We start from the raw sequence: 16181 nt of genomic DNA, 5'->3' as shown, positions 1-16181 counted from the left end.
ACGGCTGAGGACTTTGAGCTACTACACCTGCATGGCGGACAAGCTCAGGAGCGGGGACTTCAGCCTGTGCGATATCGCTTCTTGCGCCCAGAGTCACTGGAGTGAGATCGAGGAAGTTATCTCAAGCGTAGTAGGCCAAGAGGAGTCTGAGAGGATTAGGGAGAGGATCCGCGTGCTCGCGGAGGTTAAGGGTCGTTGCAGTCCCGGCAGCGAGGACCTGAACTTACTCTCCCTAATGGTGGAAACTTTCCTAGGAGGGCTCGGCTTATCGTCCATAGACCGGGATGTTGCGGCGAGGCTGGAGGAGCTCTGCAGCCTCTTTGCGGAGAACAACGTCCTGACTGAGGGCAGAGCAAGGCTCTGGAGGAGGGTTGTTGCCGAGATAAAGGAAAGGCTCTCTAAGGGGCTCGTGGTCTTCGACGGTGACGGCGCTACCCCTCTCCTAGCAGTGGGGGCTGACGACCTGCCCTGGGCGTTGGGCTACGTTTGGCCCCTGTTCGTGGAGCAGGTCAGGGGGAAGGGGGTGGACGCTGTCGTCGACGAGGCCCTCTCAGCCATCCACGCTGGGAGAGGAGTCGAGCTTGCAGGGCCCCCTGGTACCGGGAAGCTGGCGCTGATGTACCAGATCCTCGTGGATTTGTCGAAAGACGGCTTCACCCTCTACGCCGGCCAGCAGGATGCCGCGGGCGTGCTGCACGGTAAGAAGGTGGTTTTCACGCCTGGAGGGTACACGGTCGTCCCGGCCGGGTGGAGCGGCGGTGTAACGCGGGTAGACGTCGAGGGCAGGCTCACGTTAGGTGAGCTGGAGGAGGTTGCGAGGAGGCTCGCCTCCTGGGATGGCGTCTCGCTTTCAGACCGGGATCTGAGCGAGCTCGCCAGGCTGTCGATGGGTAGGCCTGCTTTCGTGGAGCTAGCAATGGCCTACGTGTCTCTGTGCAGGCTCAAGGGCTTGAGCTGCGAGCTACCCCGTTCAATCGAGGACGCTAAGGCAAAGCTAAGGGAAATCACTCCAAGGGAGGTTCTCGACAAGCTAGCGATCCCCGCCTCCCTCGGATTCCGGTGCTTCCCATCTCCCCTTATCGAGCCCGACGAGAACGAGGAAGCCTTCGTGGACAGGTTGCTACTAAGGTACGACGCCTTATCCCTTTACTCCTGGAGAAGCGGTGTTTCCAGGGAGGTTTTCCGCAGGGTCGCGCTTAGCCCGCCAAACGTCCACGAAAGTGTCTTCGCTTCCGAGTCTCCCTTCCACGCGGCCTGGTCCACCGTGATGGGTGCTAAGGGGGCTGCGAGGTACATCGCCCTGACTGCTCTGGACATGGTCCCTGATGAGGCTAGCTTCCAAGCGTTGGAGGCTGTTGCCGTACTGAGCCCCGGAACGTTGTCCAAGCTACTGAAGGACGCCACAGCCTTTAGGCTCGAGGTCCTCGCGAGGTTCGCGGAGAACGCCGGCAGCCTAGCGGTCGCTGAGGAACTTGTCTCGAAGGCTGTGGGCATTCTCTCTGCGCTAGAGGCAGAGGAGCTCCGGAGTGAGAGAGAGGCGCTCAGCTTAAAGCTCGCGGAGCTCCAGGTGAGCCGCCTCCTGCCCGAGCTCGCTCTCAAAACCCTGAGCGGCGTTAAACCGCTCGACGAGGAAGCTGAGTACAGCATCTCCAGGCTTCAGGGCATAGCTTACCTCAACCTGGGGCAGTACGATGAGGCGGAGAAAAGCATACTTGAAGCTATGAGATATGCATCCGGTAAGGGCTTAAAGCAGGATCACTACTACCTCCGCATCCTGCTGGCCGACGCGGTGGCGGGCAAGGGTCGCATCGAGGAGGCTAGGGAGAAGTTGGATGAGGTCGTCAAGGAGCTGACTCGGGAGGATTGCGGGCTTGCCGGGCTACTCTTCGAGGCAGCTATAAGGCAGAAGCAGCTCAAAGGGAAGTTGAACTACGCGGTTTGCGCCGCCCTCACGCGCTGCGGGTACCCCGACCTTGCTGGAACTTACGGCTGCTTCAGTTAGCCTTCTCAACCCTGGCGCCCTCGTCTGGCTTCAGCGACCAACCCTTCCTAGCGCCGACCCTCACCGCGCCCTCGATGACCTTGACTTTCTCGCGCTCCCCCCTCGTCAGCGCAAAGAGGCTTCCCCCGAGACCCGCCCCGCTCAGCTTGACGGCAAGGGCTCCTGAGCTCAGCATGGCTTCGCGCATCTTCTCGAGCTCCGGGAGGCTCACGTCGTAGTAGTCTCTCAGTAGCTCGTGCTGGAGGTTGACCTCCCTGGCTAGCATGTCGAGGCTGGCAGAGCCCCGCTGGAGGCTACTTATGACGCGCATCGTCGACTCATGCATGAGCAACGTGAACGCTATCCGCCTCGCGAGGTGGTCTGGGAGGCGTTTGAGGAAAGGCTCCACCTCGCTGAAGCTCACCTCCTCCCACTGGGTCTGCGAGAAGTCGGGTCTCAGCTTCGATCTGAGTGAGCTGGGCAAGTCGCGCTGCGAGAGTAGAATTGAAAGGGCCTGGTTGAGCTCAGCCTGCCTCCTGGGGTGAATGTCCGCGACGCTGTGCCTTATCCCGGAGTCCACGACGACGAAGTCCAGTGAACTGATACTCAGCCTCTCAACCCTGACTGGGGGCCTGGGGTAGAGCAGTATCGCCCCGCCGTAGGCTGAGGCGTACTGGTCCAACCTGCCGCAGGGTATCCCGGCGACTGTGTTCTCTGCGTAGAAAGCGGTTTCAGCCAACTCCTCTGTGGGCAGTCCCAGGTTGAAGAAGGAGTCGACGGCCTTTAGGAACGCGACCTCCAGCGCCGCGCTACTCGACAGCCCCGACCCCACGGGGACCTCGCTGTAGATCACGGCCCTGAAGCCCCGGCTTAACCTGACGCCAAGCCTCTGCTCTAGCGCCGCGACGCACGCTCTGAGGTAGTTGCCCCACCACTTCCCGGGTAGCAGGGGTGGGGCCCGCGGCGGGAACCTGTCCCTGTGCTCTCGACCCTCCTCCAGAAGGTTCAGGCTTTCGACCTCGAAGTTCTCCGACTCTTCGAGCACTGCAACGTAGGTCCTGAGGTTCACAGCTATGGGGACAACGGGTAAGCCCTTGTAGTCCTGGTGCGTATTGAGGAAATCCACGCGTCCTGGAGCCGAGGACACGAGGAGGGGGCTTCCAGGGATGCGGCTGAGCAGTATCTCCTGTGGTTTCACAACAAATATACGCATTAGCACTGCTTAAACCTTCGTGTCCGAGGGGTTCAACGAGCTCAGGTGGAACCCCCTGCTGGGGTGCTGGGTCATAGTGTCCAGCAGGAGGGCTGTGAGGCCCTGGCGCGCAGTGGAGAAGTGCCCGTTTTGCCCCGGGGCTGAGGAGACGGGTTACGGGTGGGACGTCATCGTCCTCGACAACAAGTACCCGGCCTTGAAGAGAGACGCCCGCAAGTCGCGCGAGGGTGTGGACTTCTACCGCGTGGAGGAGGCCTACGGCGCCGCCAAGGTCGTCGTCGAGACGCCCGAGCACACGGGGGACCTTGACACTGTGCCCTTCAGCAACCTCGTTAAGTACGTCGAGCTCCTGGCGAGCTTGACGGAGGAGGAGTGCAGGGATAGCAGGATCGAGTACGTCCTCCCCTTCAGGAACAAGGGGGAGGTCATCGGCGTCTCGCTTACCCACCCTCACTCCCAGGTGTACGTTCTGCCCTTCGTCCCCCCTAGGGTTAAGCGCGAGTACGAGATGATGAGACAGCACAGAGCCGAACGCGGTGGATGCCTGATCTGCGACATCCTGGAGCTGGAGCGTAAGGAGGGGGCGCGCCTTGTCTACGAGAACCGCGCCTTCACCGCGTTCCTCCCGTTCTTCGCGATGTGGCCGTACGAGGTCCACGTCTACCCGCGGAGGCACATTGAAAGCCTCACGGGGCTCGAACCGGAGGAGAAGGCCCTGCTGGCCGACGCGCTGAAGGTTGTAACAGCAGCGTACAACGCCCTGTTCGGCTTCAGCCTGCCCTACATGATGGTTTTCCACCAGAAGCCCTGCAGAGGCTATGAGGGTTTCCACATGCACGTGGAGTTCTACCCCGTCCACAGGAGCGCGGACAAGCTAAAGTACCCCGCGGGGATAGAGTGGGGCGGCTGGGTTTTCACCTACGACGCCCTGCCCGAGGAGAAGGCGGAGGAGCTTAGGCGCGCGGCGGTCAAAGCCGTGGAGAACCTCAAGAGGAGCGGCTACAAGCCCAGGGGGGAGGTGAGCTCCGGGCAAGCGGGCGAATAAACCTATTATATGTGGCGTGACGTGAAGAGATGCGTGAGGCGTGCCTCGCTGTTCGCGTTCGCCCTCGTTGTGGCGCTCATAGCCTCTAGCGCCTTATGCCAGCCCTCCGGTCTCGTCAGGGTGGAGGTTCTCGCCGACGGCACCGCGCACGTTGTCTACACCTTCCCGACGAACGGCTCAGCCTCGGTGGACCTGGGCCTGGTCGGTCTACCCGACCCCAGTTTGCTGATACTGGTGCGTAACGAGAAGGGAGACACTCTGCCCTACGCCGTAAACGAGACGGCAGGCTTGATGACCATCGTGGCGCTGGACTCCAGCCAAGTTACCGTGGACTACTACACCTCCACCATCGTCTCGAAGATCTCCGGCAGGTGGATCATCAACTTCACAACCCCTCTCCCGGCAACGGTGAAGCTGCCCCCCAACGCCACGCTGTCGGCGCTGTACGTGGTGCCGACGAGCATCACAGCAGAGGGGCAGAGCGTGGTCCTCACATACCCCCCTGGACCCGTCGTCGTGGCCTACGTTCTCCCTCCAGCCATAAAGCCGCCCACACCTAGCCCTCAAGCCCCATCCGGAGCCCAGACCACGCCTCCAGCCACGGGCGCACCCGAGGTAAAGCCGTCCACTCAGGGTCAAGCCGGGGGAGCCCAGCAGGCTCCGGGCGCGCTCCTTTACGCCGCCGCGGCGATCGTGGCGCTGGCGGTGCTGGCAGTGCTCCTCGTCGTGAGGAGGAGGGGATCCAAGGAGGGGCTATCGGAGGTGGATGAGCAGATACTCAACCTACTCAAGCAGAGCGGCGGGGGTCTCTTCCAGTCTGAGCTTACAAGCCTGGTGGGACTCCCTACAACAACCGTCTGGAGGCACGTCAGGAAGCTGGAGTCCATGGGGCTTGTCGCGGTGGAGAAAAGAATGGGCAGAAACTTCGTGAGGCTTACAAGGCGACCTTAACGCCTTCAACGGCGCTGAGCGCCTTTCTAACGTACTCGTCGGGCACCGTTCCCTCCCTTATTATCGTAGCCATCAAGTCGGCGCTGGGGCGCTTCAACCTCCTCTTGGTCTCGAGGTCCACGGCGTAGAGGCCGAACCTCATCCTGAACCCGTCCGCCCACTCGTAGTTGTCCGTTAAAGCCCAGTGCAGGTAGCCTCTCAGGTCCGGCTTCCTCTGCTCGATGTAGGCTTCGAGCACCTTCAGGTGTAGCGCCACGTAGTGAGGCCTCAGCCTGTCCTCGCGGTCCGCTATCCCGTTCTCGGTGATCAAAACAGGCCGGCCGTACTCGAAGGCTATGTCCAGAACCTCCGGGAGCCCCTCAGGGTATACCTCCCACCCGAAGTCGCTCGTCGGCCTCCCCGCGAGGCTCTTGGAGCGGGGTTCGCACTCGTTGCCGTAGCCTTTAACCATCTCCGGGTAAGCCGGGAGCCCCGCCAGCAATCCAACGGGGCTGAGCCTCCCCCTTACGACCTGCCTAGTGTAGTAGTTGACGCCTATCCAGTCGGCTTTGTTCTTGTATGACTCGAAAACCTCGCTCGGCTCCTGCTTCATGTCAATGTCCGAGTCCACCCACCCGCGTATAATCGCGTTGAGCACCCAGCGGTTGTGGAGGTGGTCTGAGAAGCTAGCCGCTAAGGCGTCCCGCCTGTTGTTGGTGCGCAGCGGGTGGAAGGGTATCATGTTGTGTATTATCCCCACGAAGGCTTCGGCGGGGCTACTTGGGTATGCTCTCTTCCGGTCGAACTTCCTGATGAGGCTGTAGGCGGCCACGTGGGCCTGCGCTATGTTAATCAGGGCCCTCTTGTACCCGTCTAGGCTGAAGAGCCCGGGCGGGAACTTTCCGTTCTTGAAGAGGAAGCCGGCCTCCGCCACAACGCTGGGCTCGTTGAACGTTGACCACATGTCGACAAGGTCCCCGAACTTCCAAGCCGCGTAGGCGGCGAACTTCGCGAACTCGACCGGGAACCTCGGGTCGGCGTACCCTGTTGGACCCTTCTTGAGCTTGGTTGCCCTGGCCGTGAGGGGGTCGTGGATCCACAGGGGGAGCGTGAAGTGTACGAGGTTCATGATCACGTAGAACCCTTTCTCGCGCAGGTCCGTTACAACCTCCCGGTAGTGTTCTACAGTGCTCTTGTTAGCGAGCTCGTCGAGCCTGGCTAGGTCGTCTTCGTCTATCTCCACCTCCCTGATGAGCCTGTCGTCACGCGTTACCCCGACCTCCACGCTGAAGGTGGGCTTCGGGAACACGCGGCTCCACTCGACGTTGAGCCTGTAGGCATTCATCGCAAGTGATTTAGCGATGTCGTGGTCTTCCCGGAACCTGTGCCAGTAGTCTATGCCGTTCTCCGGTAGGTCCCCGCTGACTATGCCCCTCTCGATGTTTGACCTGTCGTGCACCCATGCGAACCAGTCTGTGTTTGGGTCCAGCGCCTCGCCGGCTGAATCCCCCATCTCGAACTGGAAGCCCGCGAGCGAGACACCCCACATGAAGCCCTTCGGGAACACCCACCTCACCTCTTCAGCTGGTCGGCCCTCTCCCTTATGATTCTCCGAAGCCTGTCTATGTCCTTGGGTATCACGATGGCTAGCAGGGTGAAGAAGACGAAGCACAGGAGCCACGTCGACGCGCTCACGATCGTTATAGCTGCCCCCAGCGAGAGCCCTTCCGCCATGAAGCCCGTTAGAGCCGGGGAAACCGCGCTCCCTATGTTCTCGAAGAACCTGAGGTAGCCCGTAGCGCTGGCCCTCAGCTCGGGCTCGGTTACGTCGGTTATCATGGCAACAACGTTTGGTCCAGCCATAGGTATCTCGAAAGCCGTCAGCAAGCCGAATATGAGGAACTCCTCGGTCGCCGTGGCGTTCATGGTCAGGTATATCAGGATAGCCGAAAACAGGACAACGACCGCGCCGAGGAGCGCTCTTCCCCGCTTCGTAACCCTGAAGAGCCGGTCTCCCAGGTAGCCGGCGACGATGTTCCCAGCGGTCATAGCCACAAGCCACAGGACCATCACCACCATGACGAAGTCCGGTGTGAAGCCCCTCTCAACTTCCATGTAAGTGATTATCCAGAATGTTATCGCGTTCCACGGAAAAACTCCCCAGAACCCCTGCAGGTATAGGAGGAGCAGCGACCTGATACGCAGCAGCTTCGAAAGGTCGGAGAGCCTAGCCTTGTAGATATCCTCCACGAGCAACCCCTCCAGCTCAGGCTCCGAGCTTCCGCGAGGGACGTCCTTCACCAGAAGTATCGTGAGGATCCCGATGACCACTCCTATGGGCCCTGTTATGAAGAAAGCGCTTCTCCAAGACATCCCCGCCCCAACCAGGCTCAACGCCAGTATCGAGCCGATTATCGCTCCAAGGGGCCCTGTCGCGTTCAAGAGCCCCATGGCCTTGCCCCTGTCGTAGGGCTCGAAGTAGTCCGCAACTAGGCTGTATATGCCCGGCGGCGCCGCGTCGTCTATGCCGGTTGCAAGCCTCGTGGCGAAGAACTGGCTGAACGTCCTGCTGAGCGCGTTAAAGATTGTTGTGAAACCCCAGATTAGCGCGGCGAGGCCGGCGAGAATCTTCCTCGAGTACCTGTCGTAGAGGTAACCCCAGACCGGGTACAGCACAGCCGCTACGAGAACAGTGAGCGAGAACACCAGGCCTAGCTGCCCGTAGGTCACGTTGAACTCTTCCTTGACCTGAGGGGCGACCGCCGATATTATGAAGCGGTCTGCCTCGTGTACTGTGAGAAAGGCGAAGAAGAACAGCACCACGAACCACTTGTAACGCCTCTGCATACAGTTAAAAATATTCCAGGAAAAGCTAATATAATTTACTTCAATGCTGTGTTCTGTTTACTGGGAGGCTTTGGGTGCGGTTTAACAGCGGTGAGTAAGTAATTAAGGATAAAAAGAGGGGGCTGAGCTTAATCTTGTGAAAAACGTACACACGTTCCCGCCCCGCTACGGACCCGAATGGGGCAGTGGAGGGGTCTTCGGCCTCAAGTACTACAAGGGAGTCCTGTACTTCACGGTGGCTTTCGAGGCTGAAGCCCACTTCATTAGAGACAATTGCGAGAAGGTCTACAGGTTCGAGCAGGTGGGTAGCCTGCCGACGAGCGGCGGTGACACGTACAACGCCGTTGATGTGGCTGACGACTCGATCTACTTCGGCGGTTGGGTTCACGCGCCAGCTAGGTATGCCGGGAGAGTCGGCAGGGGTGGGCTCATATACTTCTACGACAAGTTCAGCCACGTCCACGAGTACAGCGTGAGCGAGGGCCGCGTAAGGCTCCTGTGGAAGGAGGGCATTGGGCACGAGTCGGAGTGGGCTGGCGAGGTATCCAACATCATATTCGACCCCGTGAACGACAGGCTTCTCCTCTCCCGTGCCGACGGGCACAGGAACCTCGGCGTCTACGCTCTGCCTAGAAGAGGCGGTAGGGCGGAGAAGATAAGCGAGAACCCTTCCCTCAAGGGGGCTCTCCTATCCGACTACGCGTGCTTCGACATCATGCGTGACTGGAGAAGAGGGGTCGAGGCTGTCCAGTGCCTGGACCTGATCAGTGGGAAGTGGGAGTACTTCGGCGTAGACTACTCCGCCGCGAGCGTCGACTCGCGGCCCGCCTTTTTCACGATGAGTGGGCCAGCTATATCGGCCTACGGGAAATACTTCCACTTCGTGAGAGGGGGTGTACTCGTAGGCAACCCGCTCAGCGGTGAGGGCATGTCGTTTCTGCGCCTGTTCGACTTCGGCCTCTCGGGCTACGGGCCTCTACGCACCTCAGCTGTGCCGTTCGGGGGCGGCGTACTAGTGGCTTTCAACGCGTTCACGCACGGCGTCCTTTACCCGAGAAATGAGGAGGAGAGGGAGATGGCGCGCGCCATGAACACTATAGTCGGCCCAAGCGTCCTCGTCTACATCACCCCTCCATCTGTGCGGATCGTCGGGGCTTTCGGTGCGCGAGTCACCTCCATTGAAAACGCGGGGGGTGTAATATACCTTGGATCCTCCACAACCGCCAACTACGGTGCGCTCGACGCGGGGCCCCTGGACGCGGGCTGGAAGGAGGTGCTGGCGATCAGAGCTGAGGCGCTTCTCGGCAACCCTCCTCCCGTTTACTTCACCGTTTCCGGCTCCCAGGTTCTCGACATGGCTTGGGGAGGGGTCCCGCTGTACGGCTACAGGGCCCCGAAGCTGCTGCTTAGCAGCGGCAAGGACAACACCCTCAGGGTGTTCACCTACGACTTCAGCCTCCCGCCGAGCGGGGCCGAAGAGGACACAATCAGCATCAGCAAGGGGAGGAGTACGATCGACTTGAGCGCGTACAAGGGAATCGTCGCCTTCCAGCTGTCGGAGGAGGACCAGGCCTTCAAGGCGAAGATTGTTTTGGAGTAGCCTTTTTCTCGGGAAGAAAGCTAAGCTTAAAAAGCTAGCTCCTCCAAAGGCTTTGAGCGTAGCTCATGTCGAGGCTAAACGTAGCGGGTTTCGCCGAGAAGGTTGGCCTTCGCCTGCTCGAGGGAGAAACCGTTTACGGTAGCAGGGAGGCTGGGGTTATAAGAGTGCGGCTGGAGGTACCTGGTGAGGCCTTCATCGTTCACTCCCGTGAAGGGGCCCTCATTGCAAGCAGTCCGGAGATCGTCGGCAGGGAGCTGGACTCTCTCAGCATGAGCCCTTCACGCCTCGTGGCCGGCTACTTAAAGCAGCTGGAGCAGCGGTCTCTACCTGTCGTCTTCGTCCACGTTCTAAGAGGCTCGCAGGGCTACAGGCTGGACGTCGCTCTCCAGGAGTTCGGCTTCGACTTGAAGAAGCAGTTCCTTCGGGTTGCCTACGCCGGAGGTGCGGGGGAGAAGCACGCAGACGCGCAGCCCCACGTGGTCAACGCTCAGGTGAGCGAGCTGTCAGGCGGCGAGAAGACCCTCGTAGTCGCCGACACTATTGCAACCGGGAGAACGCTCATCCAGGCTCTCAGCCTCACCCTCGATGTGGCAGAGTTCCAGGGCGCTCAGCTCGAGAGAGCCGTTATCTACGGCTTTATCTCCGAGCAGGGGGCGCGTGCTGTGGGTGAGTTTCTCGAGAAGAGGGGGGTCGCGCCCTTCTTCTTCGCCATCCAGGATTACGCCGCGCTGGCTTCGAACAACTACGACATGCCCCTCTACGGCCCCGACATAGGCCCCGCTGGAGTTGACGCCGGCAAGACCATTGCAGGTGTCACGACGCCGGAGGCCTTCAAGGCTATGGCGCTGGAGTACTTCCCGGGGATGGACCAGCCGGGGGACTGGAGCGAGAGGCAGTGCCTTCTGTTCAACGGGTTTGGATACGAGCGGGGGAGGATAGGAGAGCACCTCGGGCGGAGCTTGAAGAGCTTGAAGGAGCTGCGGGGGGCTGTGCTGAAGGCCTCCTGGTACGAGGGCTGGCTTGAAGAGGTTTACGAGAAGAGAAAGAAGGGGCTAGAGAGAGCTATGGAGGTCGATGCGTGTACCCCGGAAGAGGGCTGAGGCCGGCCTCCTTGCACACCCTTATTTCAGCGGGCTGCCTCAGCCTCGCCTCTCTGACCACGGAGTCGTCGCTCAGCACCACCTTTGGGTGCCCGTCAGCAACAACCCTGCCAGAGACCATAACTACAAGCCTGTCAGCGTACTTCAGCGCTAGGTTCACGTTGTGAGTCACTACGAGAACAGATTTACCGCGCTCCGCGAAGGACTTGAAGGTGGCCATCAGCTGCTCGCTGAGCCTCCTATCTTGCCCCGTTGTCGGCTCGTCGACTATTAGGAGCTTGGGCTCCAGTGTGTATACGCTGGCTATCGCGAGCCTCCTTTTCTCACCCTTGCTGAGGAAGAAGGGGTGCTCGCCTTCAAGCCCACTAAGCCCGAAGAGCTCCAACGCCTCCCGAACCCTCTCCGAGTAGACCTCTTCGGGCACGCCCCGGATCCTCCACCCGAACGAGACCTCGTCCCACACGGTTTGGTTGAAAATCTGGTGCTGCGGGTTCTGGTAGATGTAGGCGACCTTCGCCGCAAGCTCTAGGCGCGTGTATTTGTCGATGCTAACCCCGTCGACGATGACGGTTCCTCTCCTGGGCTTCAGGAGGCCTGCGATGATCTTCGAGAGCGTAGTTTTGCCGCTCCCGTTCGGGCCCATGAGGGCGACTAGCTCGCCCGCGCGTAGCTCGAGGCTGACCCCCCTGAGGACGTCAATACCCTTCGTGTAGGAGAACCAGACGTCCCTGACCGAGGCCACGACCTCTCTCTGATAGCTCAAGGGGGGTACGGAGTCGCAGATAGGTTGGATGCTCACCGCTCCTTCTCGCGCCGCCTTTATGAGCGCGTCGAGCCGCGGGGGGCTGACCTTCAGCCTCTCCGCCAGCTCAACGTGCTCAGGGGGGTAGGCAGCGTGCCGCTTCGCGGCTTCACCCAGCTCGTATACCTCGCTCGGGCTACCCTCCAGCACCACCCTTCCGCCATCGATCACCACCAGCCTGTCAGCGAACTCCTCGATCAGCTCGGGCTCGTGCTCCACCATGACGATGGTGGCCCTGTACTCGTCCCTCAGCCTCCTGATGGCCGAGACCACCTCCTCCTTGCCTGCTGGGTCTAGGTCGGAGGTCGGCTCGTCGAGGAGCAGTAGCCTCGGCATTCTGGCGACAGCTGAAGCTATAGCTACGCGCTGCTTCTCACCCCCCGACAGCTGGTTCGGAGTGCGCTGCAGAAAAGACTCGTCCAGTCCTACGAGGCCCAGGGCCCAGCGCAGCCTTTCCTTCACCTCACCCTCGTCCAGACCGAGGGGCTCTAACCCTAGGACTATCTCGTCCTCAACTGTGCTCATCACGAACTGAATCTCGGGGTCCTCGAACACTACGCTGATGTCCCTCGCCAGCTCGGAAACGTCAATCGTCGCAGTGTCGCGTCCGAGAACCTGTGCTTTGCCGCTGAACTCGCCCGGTATCCTTTGGGGGACTATGCCCGTGAGGGCTAGGATCAGAGTGGTTTTCCCAGAGCCGCTCGGCCCGGTGATAGCCAGGAACTCTCCATCCCTAACCTCTAGGGTAATGCCTCTCAGAGCTGGCTCCTTCGAGCCTCGGTACCTCCAGTAGAGATCCTTAACCTCCGCTACGAGCATAGGGACCACCACGCGAATAACACCGTAGCGGTTACAGCTACGGCGAGGATTGCTAAGTCCAACCGCGTTAACCCGCGGCGATGGTACCTTGTGGTGAACCTCGTGGAGGGGGCGATGCCCCTGGACTCTAGGGCCAGCGATATCTCCAGGCTCCTGGTCACCATCAGTGAAAGCAGGGGGATCAGCGCGTTGGCGTAAAGCAGGAATCGCCTCGCCAGGCTAGTCCTCTCGAAGTCAACGCCCCTAGCCATCATTGCCTCCCGAACGGTGTAGAAGTCGGAGACAAAGAAGCTCAGACCCCTGAAGAAGAGAGACGCGGAGACCGCTAGCCCCGCCGGCAGGCCGAGGCGGCGGAGACCCCACACAACATCCCTGTCCGAGACCGTTGCCACGAATATTGTCGCTACGAGGATCATCGCGAGAATGCGGGCGATGAAGAAGGCGGCTTTAGCTAGAGCAGCGTCGGTGACCACGAGCCTCCACTCCCAGACCCCTCTTTCCGCCCTCAGGCTCAGCAGGGTAGCCGAGAACAGCGGTTTTCCGGGGACCTGAGTGAAGAGGACGAATGAGAGGACGATGAAGACTGAAAGGCTGGAGACTAGGAGCATGTAGGACTTCAGGAACCTTAACGGAACACCGGCTAGAATAGCGAACCCCAGCGATACCAGAACTAGGAGAGAAGCTGAGAGTAGGTCCCGCACGAAGATGACGTCAAGGGATAGAAAAAGCGGTACCAGTATCTTCACAGAGCCGTCTAGCTTGCTGTAGACCGTGGGGTTCGCTCTCACTCCTACTAGCTCCTCGAGTATGGTTGGCATCCTCTAGCTCCACCAACTCTCAACGTACAGCCCTGTTCGCTTGAAGATAGGCGTTAGTGCCGTTAGTATTGGTGTTGAGAGCACCGAGAGTACTATAAGGTCCCCGATAACCCACCCCGTGAAGACGGGCCAGAACAGCTCAGCGGGCAGCGGCGGCGGAAAGTTGAAGACCGTGAGCGTACCTGCCCCCCAGATGCCAGAGAGCAAAGCCGTCAGTATGATCCCCGCCGTATACGCTCCCCAGGTTTTAGCGTCGCCTACAAGGAGCCCCAGAACGATGCCCACTACAGCTAGCGCCAAGCCAGTGTAGACGCTCCCGACGTAGAAGGTCGTGAAAGGTTCCCCTAAGGCCCCCCAGAGCACCTGCACCACGATGCCCAGTATAAGTATAATCGAACCCAGCGATACGAAGACTGGGAACAGTTTAGCTGCCTTCCCGCGCTTAACGGCAAAGTCAGGGTCTACTCTGAGAAGCCTGAAAATCAGAGCAGGGATAAACGCCTCGATGAAGTCAGCGAAAGACCATATAGCGGACTGAATGACGGTGTACCCGCTGGGGTACAGGCCCAGGAAGAAGCAGCTGAAATAGCCGGCCAGCGCCCCCCACATCCCCATCCAGACCCCTAGAGGAACGTAAACGGCTGTCGCAACATACAGCGCGGAAACTCCCGGAGCGCCGAGCACAGGGAATATGAGCGAGGACAGGACCGCGAGGACGTACGCAATAGCAGTCGCCAAGACGAACGACACTATGTGGGCCCAGGTAACTCGTCTCTTAACCTGTGCTTTCCCCGTCACGTGCGGAGCATGTTTGCACGACTTTATAAATTTATCTTTATTTTAAAAAGAAAATTTTATAAGTCATTAGCTTTACTCTGATAATATGCAGACGCGCCGCATCGATGAAGCCGTCGCGCAGGTTGTGTGCCAGAAGGCGCTCCGCGCCCTGCGCTCTTACGTTCAGCCGCGCCAAATACTCGATACTCTCTACGCCTCGGGGATTGAGATCTCACCCGTCGACCTTAGCCGCTACTTCAGCGGCGTAGTCCTCCCCTCGCCCGAGAAAGCCTACACCATCCTCGAGGTAATCTACCGCAGCGGACTCGTCGCACAGGCTTTCAGAAAGGCGGTGGAGGTCGACTCCCAGGGCGTCGTGAACGTCCCGCTAATAGCTTACAACACCCAGCTCCTGGAGCTCGCGGCGGCGGTTGCCTTCACGCTTTTCAGGGGCAGGGTGGATACCGTGGTAACAGCGGCAACTAACGGTATACCCCTAGCTACTCTGACGGCCTCCTTCCTAGGCGCTAAGCTGGCGGCCGCGAGGAGGGAGCGTGAGAGCCCGACGCTCAGGTACCTCGAGGCGGGCCTGTTCCTGAGGGATCCTCCCTCCTACGTCCACCTCTACCTCCCCGCCGACTTGCTGAGAAGCGGGGACAGGGTTCTAATAGCCGATGACCTGTTTCGGAGTGGTAGAACACTGAAGGCGCTAGTAAGCATCGTCGAGAAGGCTAACGCGCACGTAGTGGGTGGTTTGGCAATGGTCGCGCTCGGAACCGCGTGGAGGGAGGCTGCGCCGAGCGACTCCCACTTCACAGCAATCCTGCAGCTTTAATTTTATAGTAAAAGCAGATAAGAACCATGAAGAAGCCTTACAGGTGTTTAATAAGAATTAATTCTGTATTAGTAATAGTAAAAAACACATAATTTGAGGGGATTTATTTTCCTAGTAAAACTTTTAGTATTACTCCGTATATTATTGCCCAGATACCGCAGTCCGCACTCATGCTCAGTCCCGATAAACCCAGCTTCTCTACGCCTAGGAATGGATATGCCCATATAGGTAAGAACATGTACCAAAAGGCGGATAATATGCTCCCGATTATTACGCCTGGTATACCGCCTTCCTTATCAGCTAGGATACCAGTTGTAGCACCCACGAAGAACATGTAGACAGCATTTGGCAATATAACCAGCGGAGATCCAAGTGTTGCTTGCAGTATAGTAGCCAGAGGAACCACTACGACATGGACTATTACACCCAAAGTTAGAGCAACAGGCCTGAACGGATAAATGGTAGGTACATCTAAGGCCGCAATAGCCCCAGGTATCAATTTTTCACTTATACCCTTAAAGGCAGGTATTATCTCACCTAGAAATGTTCTAACACCGAATAACAGGATCTCTATACCTGCCGCGAAGGTTAGTGCCTGAATAATAGCCCAAACGATATAATTTGTTCCACCGCTAAATTTCTCCTCAACTACAGTCGGTCCTAGATAGATTGTAGGAACAAGAAAAACCACAAGCATTATTATCCCTGAAATTATTCCTGGTTGCTTTAAAAATGCCAATTCTTCTGGCAATTTTAACCCTTCAGCCTCCATTTTAGCTGCCTTGCCACCAGTTATCTTATTTATAAACCTCGGTATCAAACCGCCAAATATCATTAATCCAAAGTCCTGAGTGTGACCAATGTTCCATTGCCCATCTGTTATTTTGCGCACAAAAGGCCAAACCATAACAGGTGCGATCGTGAGATAAATAGCGAGAAGTATTGAGCCGATAATAGCAGAGCTCATGCCAATTATGCCATAATTGTAAAGCACTAGAGCTATAGCACCTGCCATAGTCCACATGACATGTCCTGTCAAGTAAATGTGCTTGAATGGAGTTTTAGGCGCAAGTATTCTCACAATTATGAGATGAAGTATGAATCCTATACCGAATATGGATCCTATCTCAAAACCCAATCCTTTAGCCATAGCAGAAGCTGTTGTAACCTCTTCTAAAGTAAAAACTCCTTTAAAACCAAATGCGGTAACGAGCAAGCTCGTAAGAGGATTTAGTGCATTAACTATAGTTACTGCTCCTCCCACGACAATAAGCAATGCTATGAAAGTTCGCATAAAACCCGTGAACACTTCGTGTGGCTTCTTCCTAAGTGCAATAAGGCCTGCAAGCGCTACTAGTGATACTGTAAATGCAGGCGTTGATAAGATATCCAGCAAAGCCTTAATTATTCCTTC

At 58.4% G+C, this 16181-nt stretch carries 13 protein-coding genes; 6 read left to right on the top strand and 7 right to left on the bottom strand.

The window, feature by feature from the left end:
- The first annotated feature begins 13 nt into the window (after positions 1-13).
- Positions 14-2002: a hypothetical protein gene (locus MOV14_RS08990; protein ID WP_318536992.1), complete on the top strand. Its 1989-nt coding sequence runs from the start codon at positions 14-16 to the stop codon at positions 2000-2002.
- Here MOV14_RS08990 and MOV14_RS08985 read toward each other — a convergent pair.
- Positions 1995-3179, bottom strand: a complete 1185-nt coding sequence (locus tag MOV14_RS08985) for a galactokinase (protein ID WP_318536991.1) — start codon at positions 3177-3179, stop codon at positions 1995-1997. The two genes, MOV14_RS08990 and MOV14_RS08985, sit on opposite strands and share 8 nt — an antisense overlap.
- Before the next feature lie 34 nt (positions 3180-3213).
- Between MOV14_RS08985 and galT the strand changes: the two genes are divergently transcribed.
- Both galT and MOV14_RS08975 read left to right on the top strand, forming a co-directional pair.
- Positions 3214-4239, top strand: a complete 1026-nt coding sequence (gene galT, locus MOV14_RS08980; RefSeq protein ID WP_318536990.1) for a galactose-1-phosphate uridylyltransferase — start codon at positions 3214-3216, stop codon at positions 4237-4239.
- 33 nt (positions 4240-4272) lie between these two features.
- Entirely contained in the window at positions 4273-5190 is a 918-nt protein-coding gene (locus MOV14_RS08975; RefSeq protein WP_318536989.1) for a helix-turn-helix transcriptional regulator, read from the top strand.
- Here the strand turns inward: MOV14_RS08975 and bgaS are convergent.
- Positions 5174-6745, bottom strand: a complete 1572-nt coding sequence (gene bgaS, locus MOV14_RS08970; protein WP_318536988.1) for a beta-galactosidase BgaS — start codon at positions 6743-6745, stop codon at positions 5174-5176. The genes MOV14_RS08975 and bgaS overlap by 17 nt on opposite strands.
- Positions 6742-8016: an MFS transporter gene (locus MOV14_RS08965; protein ID WP_318536987.1), complete on the bottom strand. Its 1275-nt coding sequence runs from the start codon at positions 8014-8016 to the stop codon at positions 6742-6744. The genes bgaS and MOV14_RS08965 overlap by 4 nt, the downstream gene beginning before the upstream one ends.
- A 136-nt stretch (positions 8017-8152) precedes the next feature.
- Here MOV14_RS08965 and MOV14_RS08960 point away from each other — a divergent pair, with 136 nt between their 5' ends.
- Together MOV14_RS08960 and MOV14_RS08955 are read left to right on the top strand one after the other, a co-directional pair.
- Positions 8153-9616: a DUF2139 domain-containing protein gene (locus MOV14_RS08960; protein ID WP_318536986.1), complete on the top strand. Its 1464-nt coding sequence runs from the start codon at positions 8153-8155 to the stop codon at positions 9614-9616.
- A 65-nt stretch (positions 9617-9681) separates the two neighbouring features.
- Positions 9682-10716 carry a hypothetical protein gene (locus tag MOV14_RS08955; RefSeq protein WP_318536985.1) on the top strand — a complete coding sequence of 345 codons (1035 nt, stop codon included), beginning with the start codon at positions 9682-9684 and terminating at the stop codon, positions 10714-10716.
- Here MOV14_RS08955 and MOV14_RS08950 read toward each other — a convergent pair.
- Genes MOV14_RS08950 through MOV14_RS08940 form a run of 3 tightly spaced genes read right to left on the bottom strand, consistent with a single transcriptional unit; the run spans position 10679 to position 13953 of the window.
- A complete protein-coding gene (locus tag MOV14_RS08950) occupies positions 10679-12337 on the bottom strand; it encodes an ABC transporter ATP-binding protein (RefSeq protein WP_318536984.1) in 1659 nt (552 codons plus the stop codon). The genes MOV14_RS08955 and MOV14_RS08950 overlap by 38 nt on opposite strands.
- On the bottom strand, positions 12328-13155 hold the full coding sequence (locus MOV14_RS08945; RefSeq protein ID WP_318536983.1) for an energy-coupling factor transporter transmembrane component T family protein: 828 nt from the start codon (positions 13153-13155) through the stop codon (positions 12328-12330). Before MOV14_RS08945 ends, MOV14_RS08950 begins: the two co-directional genes overlap by 10 nt.
- Positions 13156-13158: 3 nt before the next feature.
- The gene (locus tag MOV14_RS08940) at positions 13159-13953 is read right to left on the bottom strand and encodes a hypothetical protein (protein ID WP_318536982.1); all 795 of its coding nucleotides are present in this window, start codon (positions 13951-13953) and stop codon (positions 13159-13161) included.
- Between the two features lie 85 nt (positions 13954-14038).
- Between MOV14_RS08940 and MOV14_RS08935 the strand changes: the two genes are divergently transcribed.
- A complete protein-coding gene (locus tag MOV14_RS08935) occupies positions 14039-14767 on the top strand; it encodes a phosphoribosyltransferase family protein (protein WP_318536981.1) in 729 nt (242 codons plus the stop codon).
- 103 nt (positions 14768-14870) lie between these two features.
- Here MOV14_RS08935 and MOV14_RS08930 read toward each other — a convergent pair.
- A partial coding sequence (locus MOV14_RS08930; protein ID WP_318536980.1) for a PTS transporter subunit IIC occupies positions 14871-16181 on the bottom strand: 1311 nt, incomplete at its 5' end.

Source organism: Infirmifilum sp. NZ, assembly GCF_022693705.1.
GTDB lineage: Archaea > Thermoproteota > Thermoprotei > Thermofilales > Thermofilaceae > Thermofilum.
The sequence above is the reverse complement of the archived record's forward strand: the minus strand, read 5'-3'. Positions and strand labels throughout refer to the sequence as shown.

Coding starts and splice junctions, on each gene's coding strand:
- MOV14_RS08965 (WP_318536987.1), bottom strand. CDS start 8,016: ATGCAGAGGCGTTACAAGTGGTTCGTGGTGCTGTTCTTCTTCGCCTTT.
- MOV14_RS08955 (WP_318536985.1), top strand. CDS start 9,682: ATGTCGAGGCTAAACGTAGCGGGTTTCGCCGAGAAGGTTGGCCTTCGC.
- MOV14_RS08950 (WP_318536984.1), bottom strand. CDS start 12,337: ATGCTCGTAGCGGAGGTTAAGGATCTCTACTGGAGGTACCGAGGCTCG.
- MOV14_RS08945 (WP_318536983.1), bottom strand. CDS start 13,155: ATGCCAACCATACTCGAGGAGCTAGTAGGAGTGAGAGCGAACCCCACG.
- MOV14_RS08935 (WP_318536981.1), top strand. CDS start 14,039: ATGCAGACGCGCCGCATCGATGAAGCCGTCGCGCAGGTTGTGTGCCAG.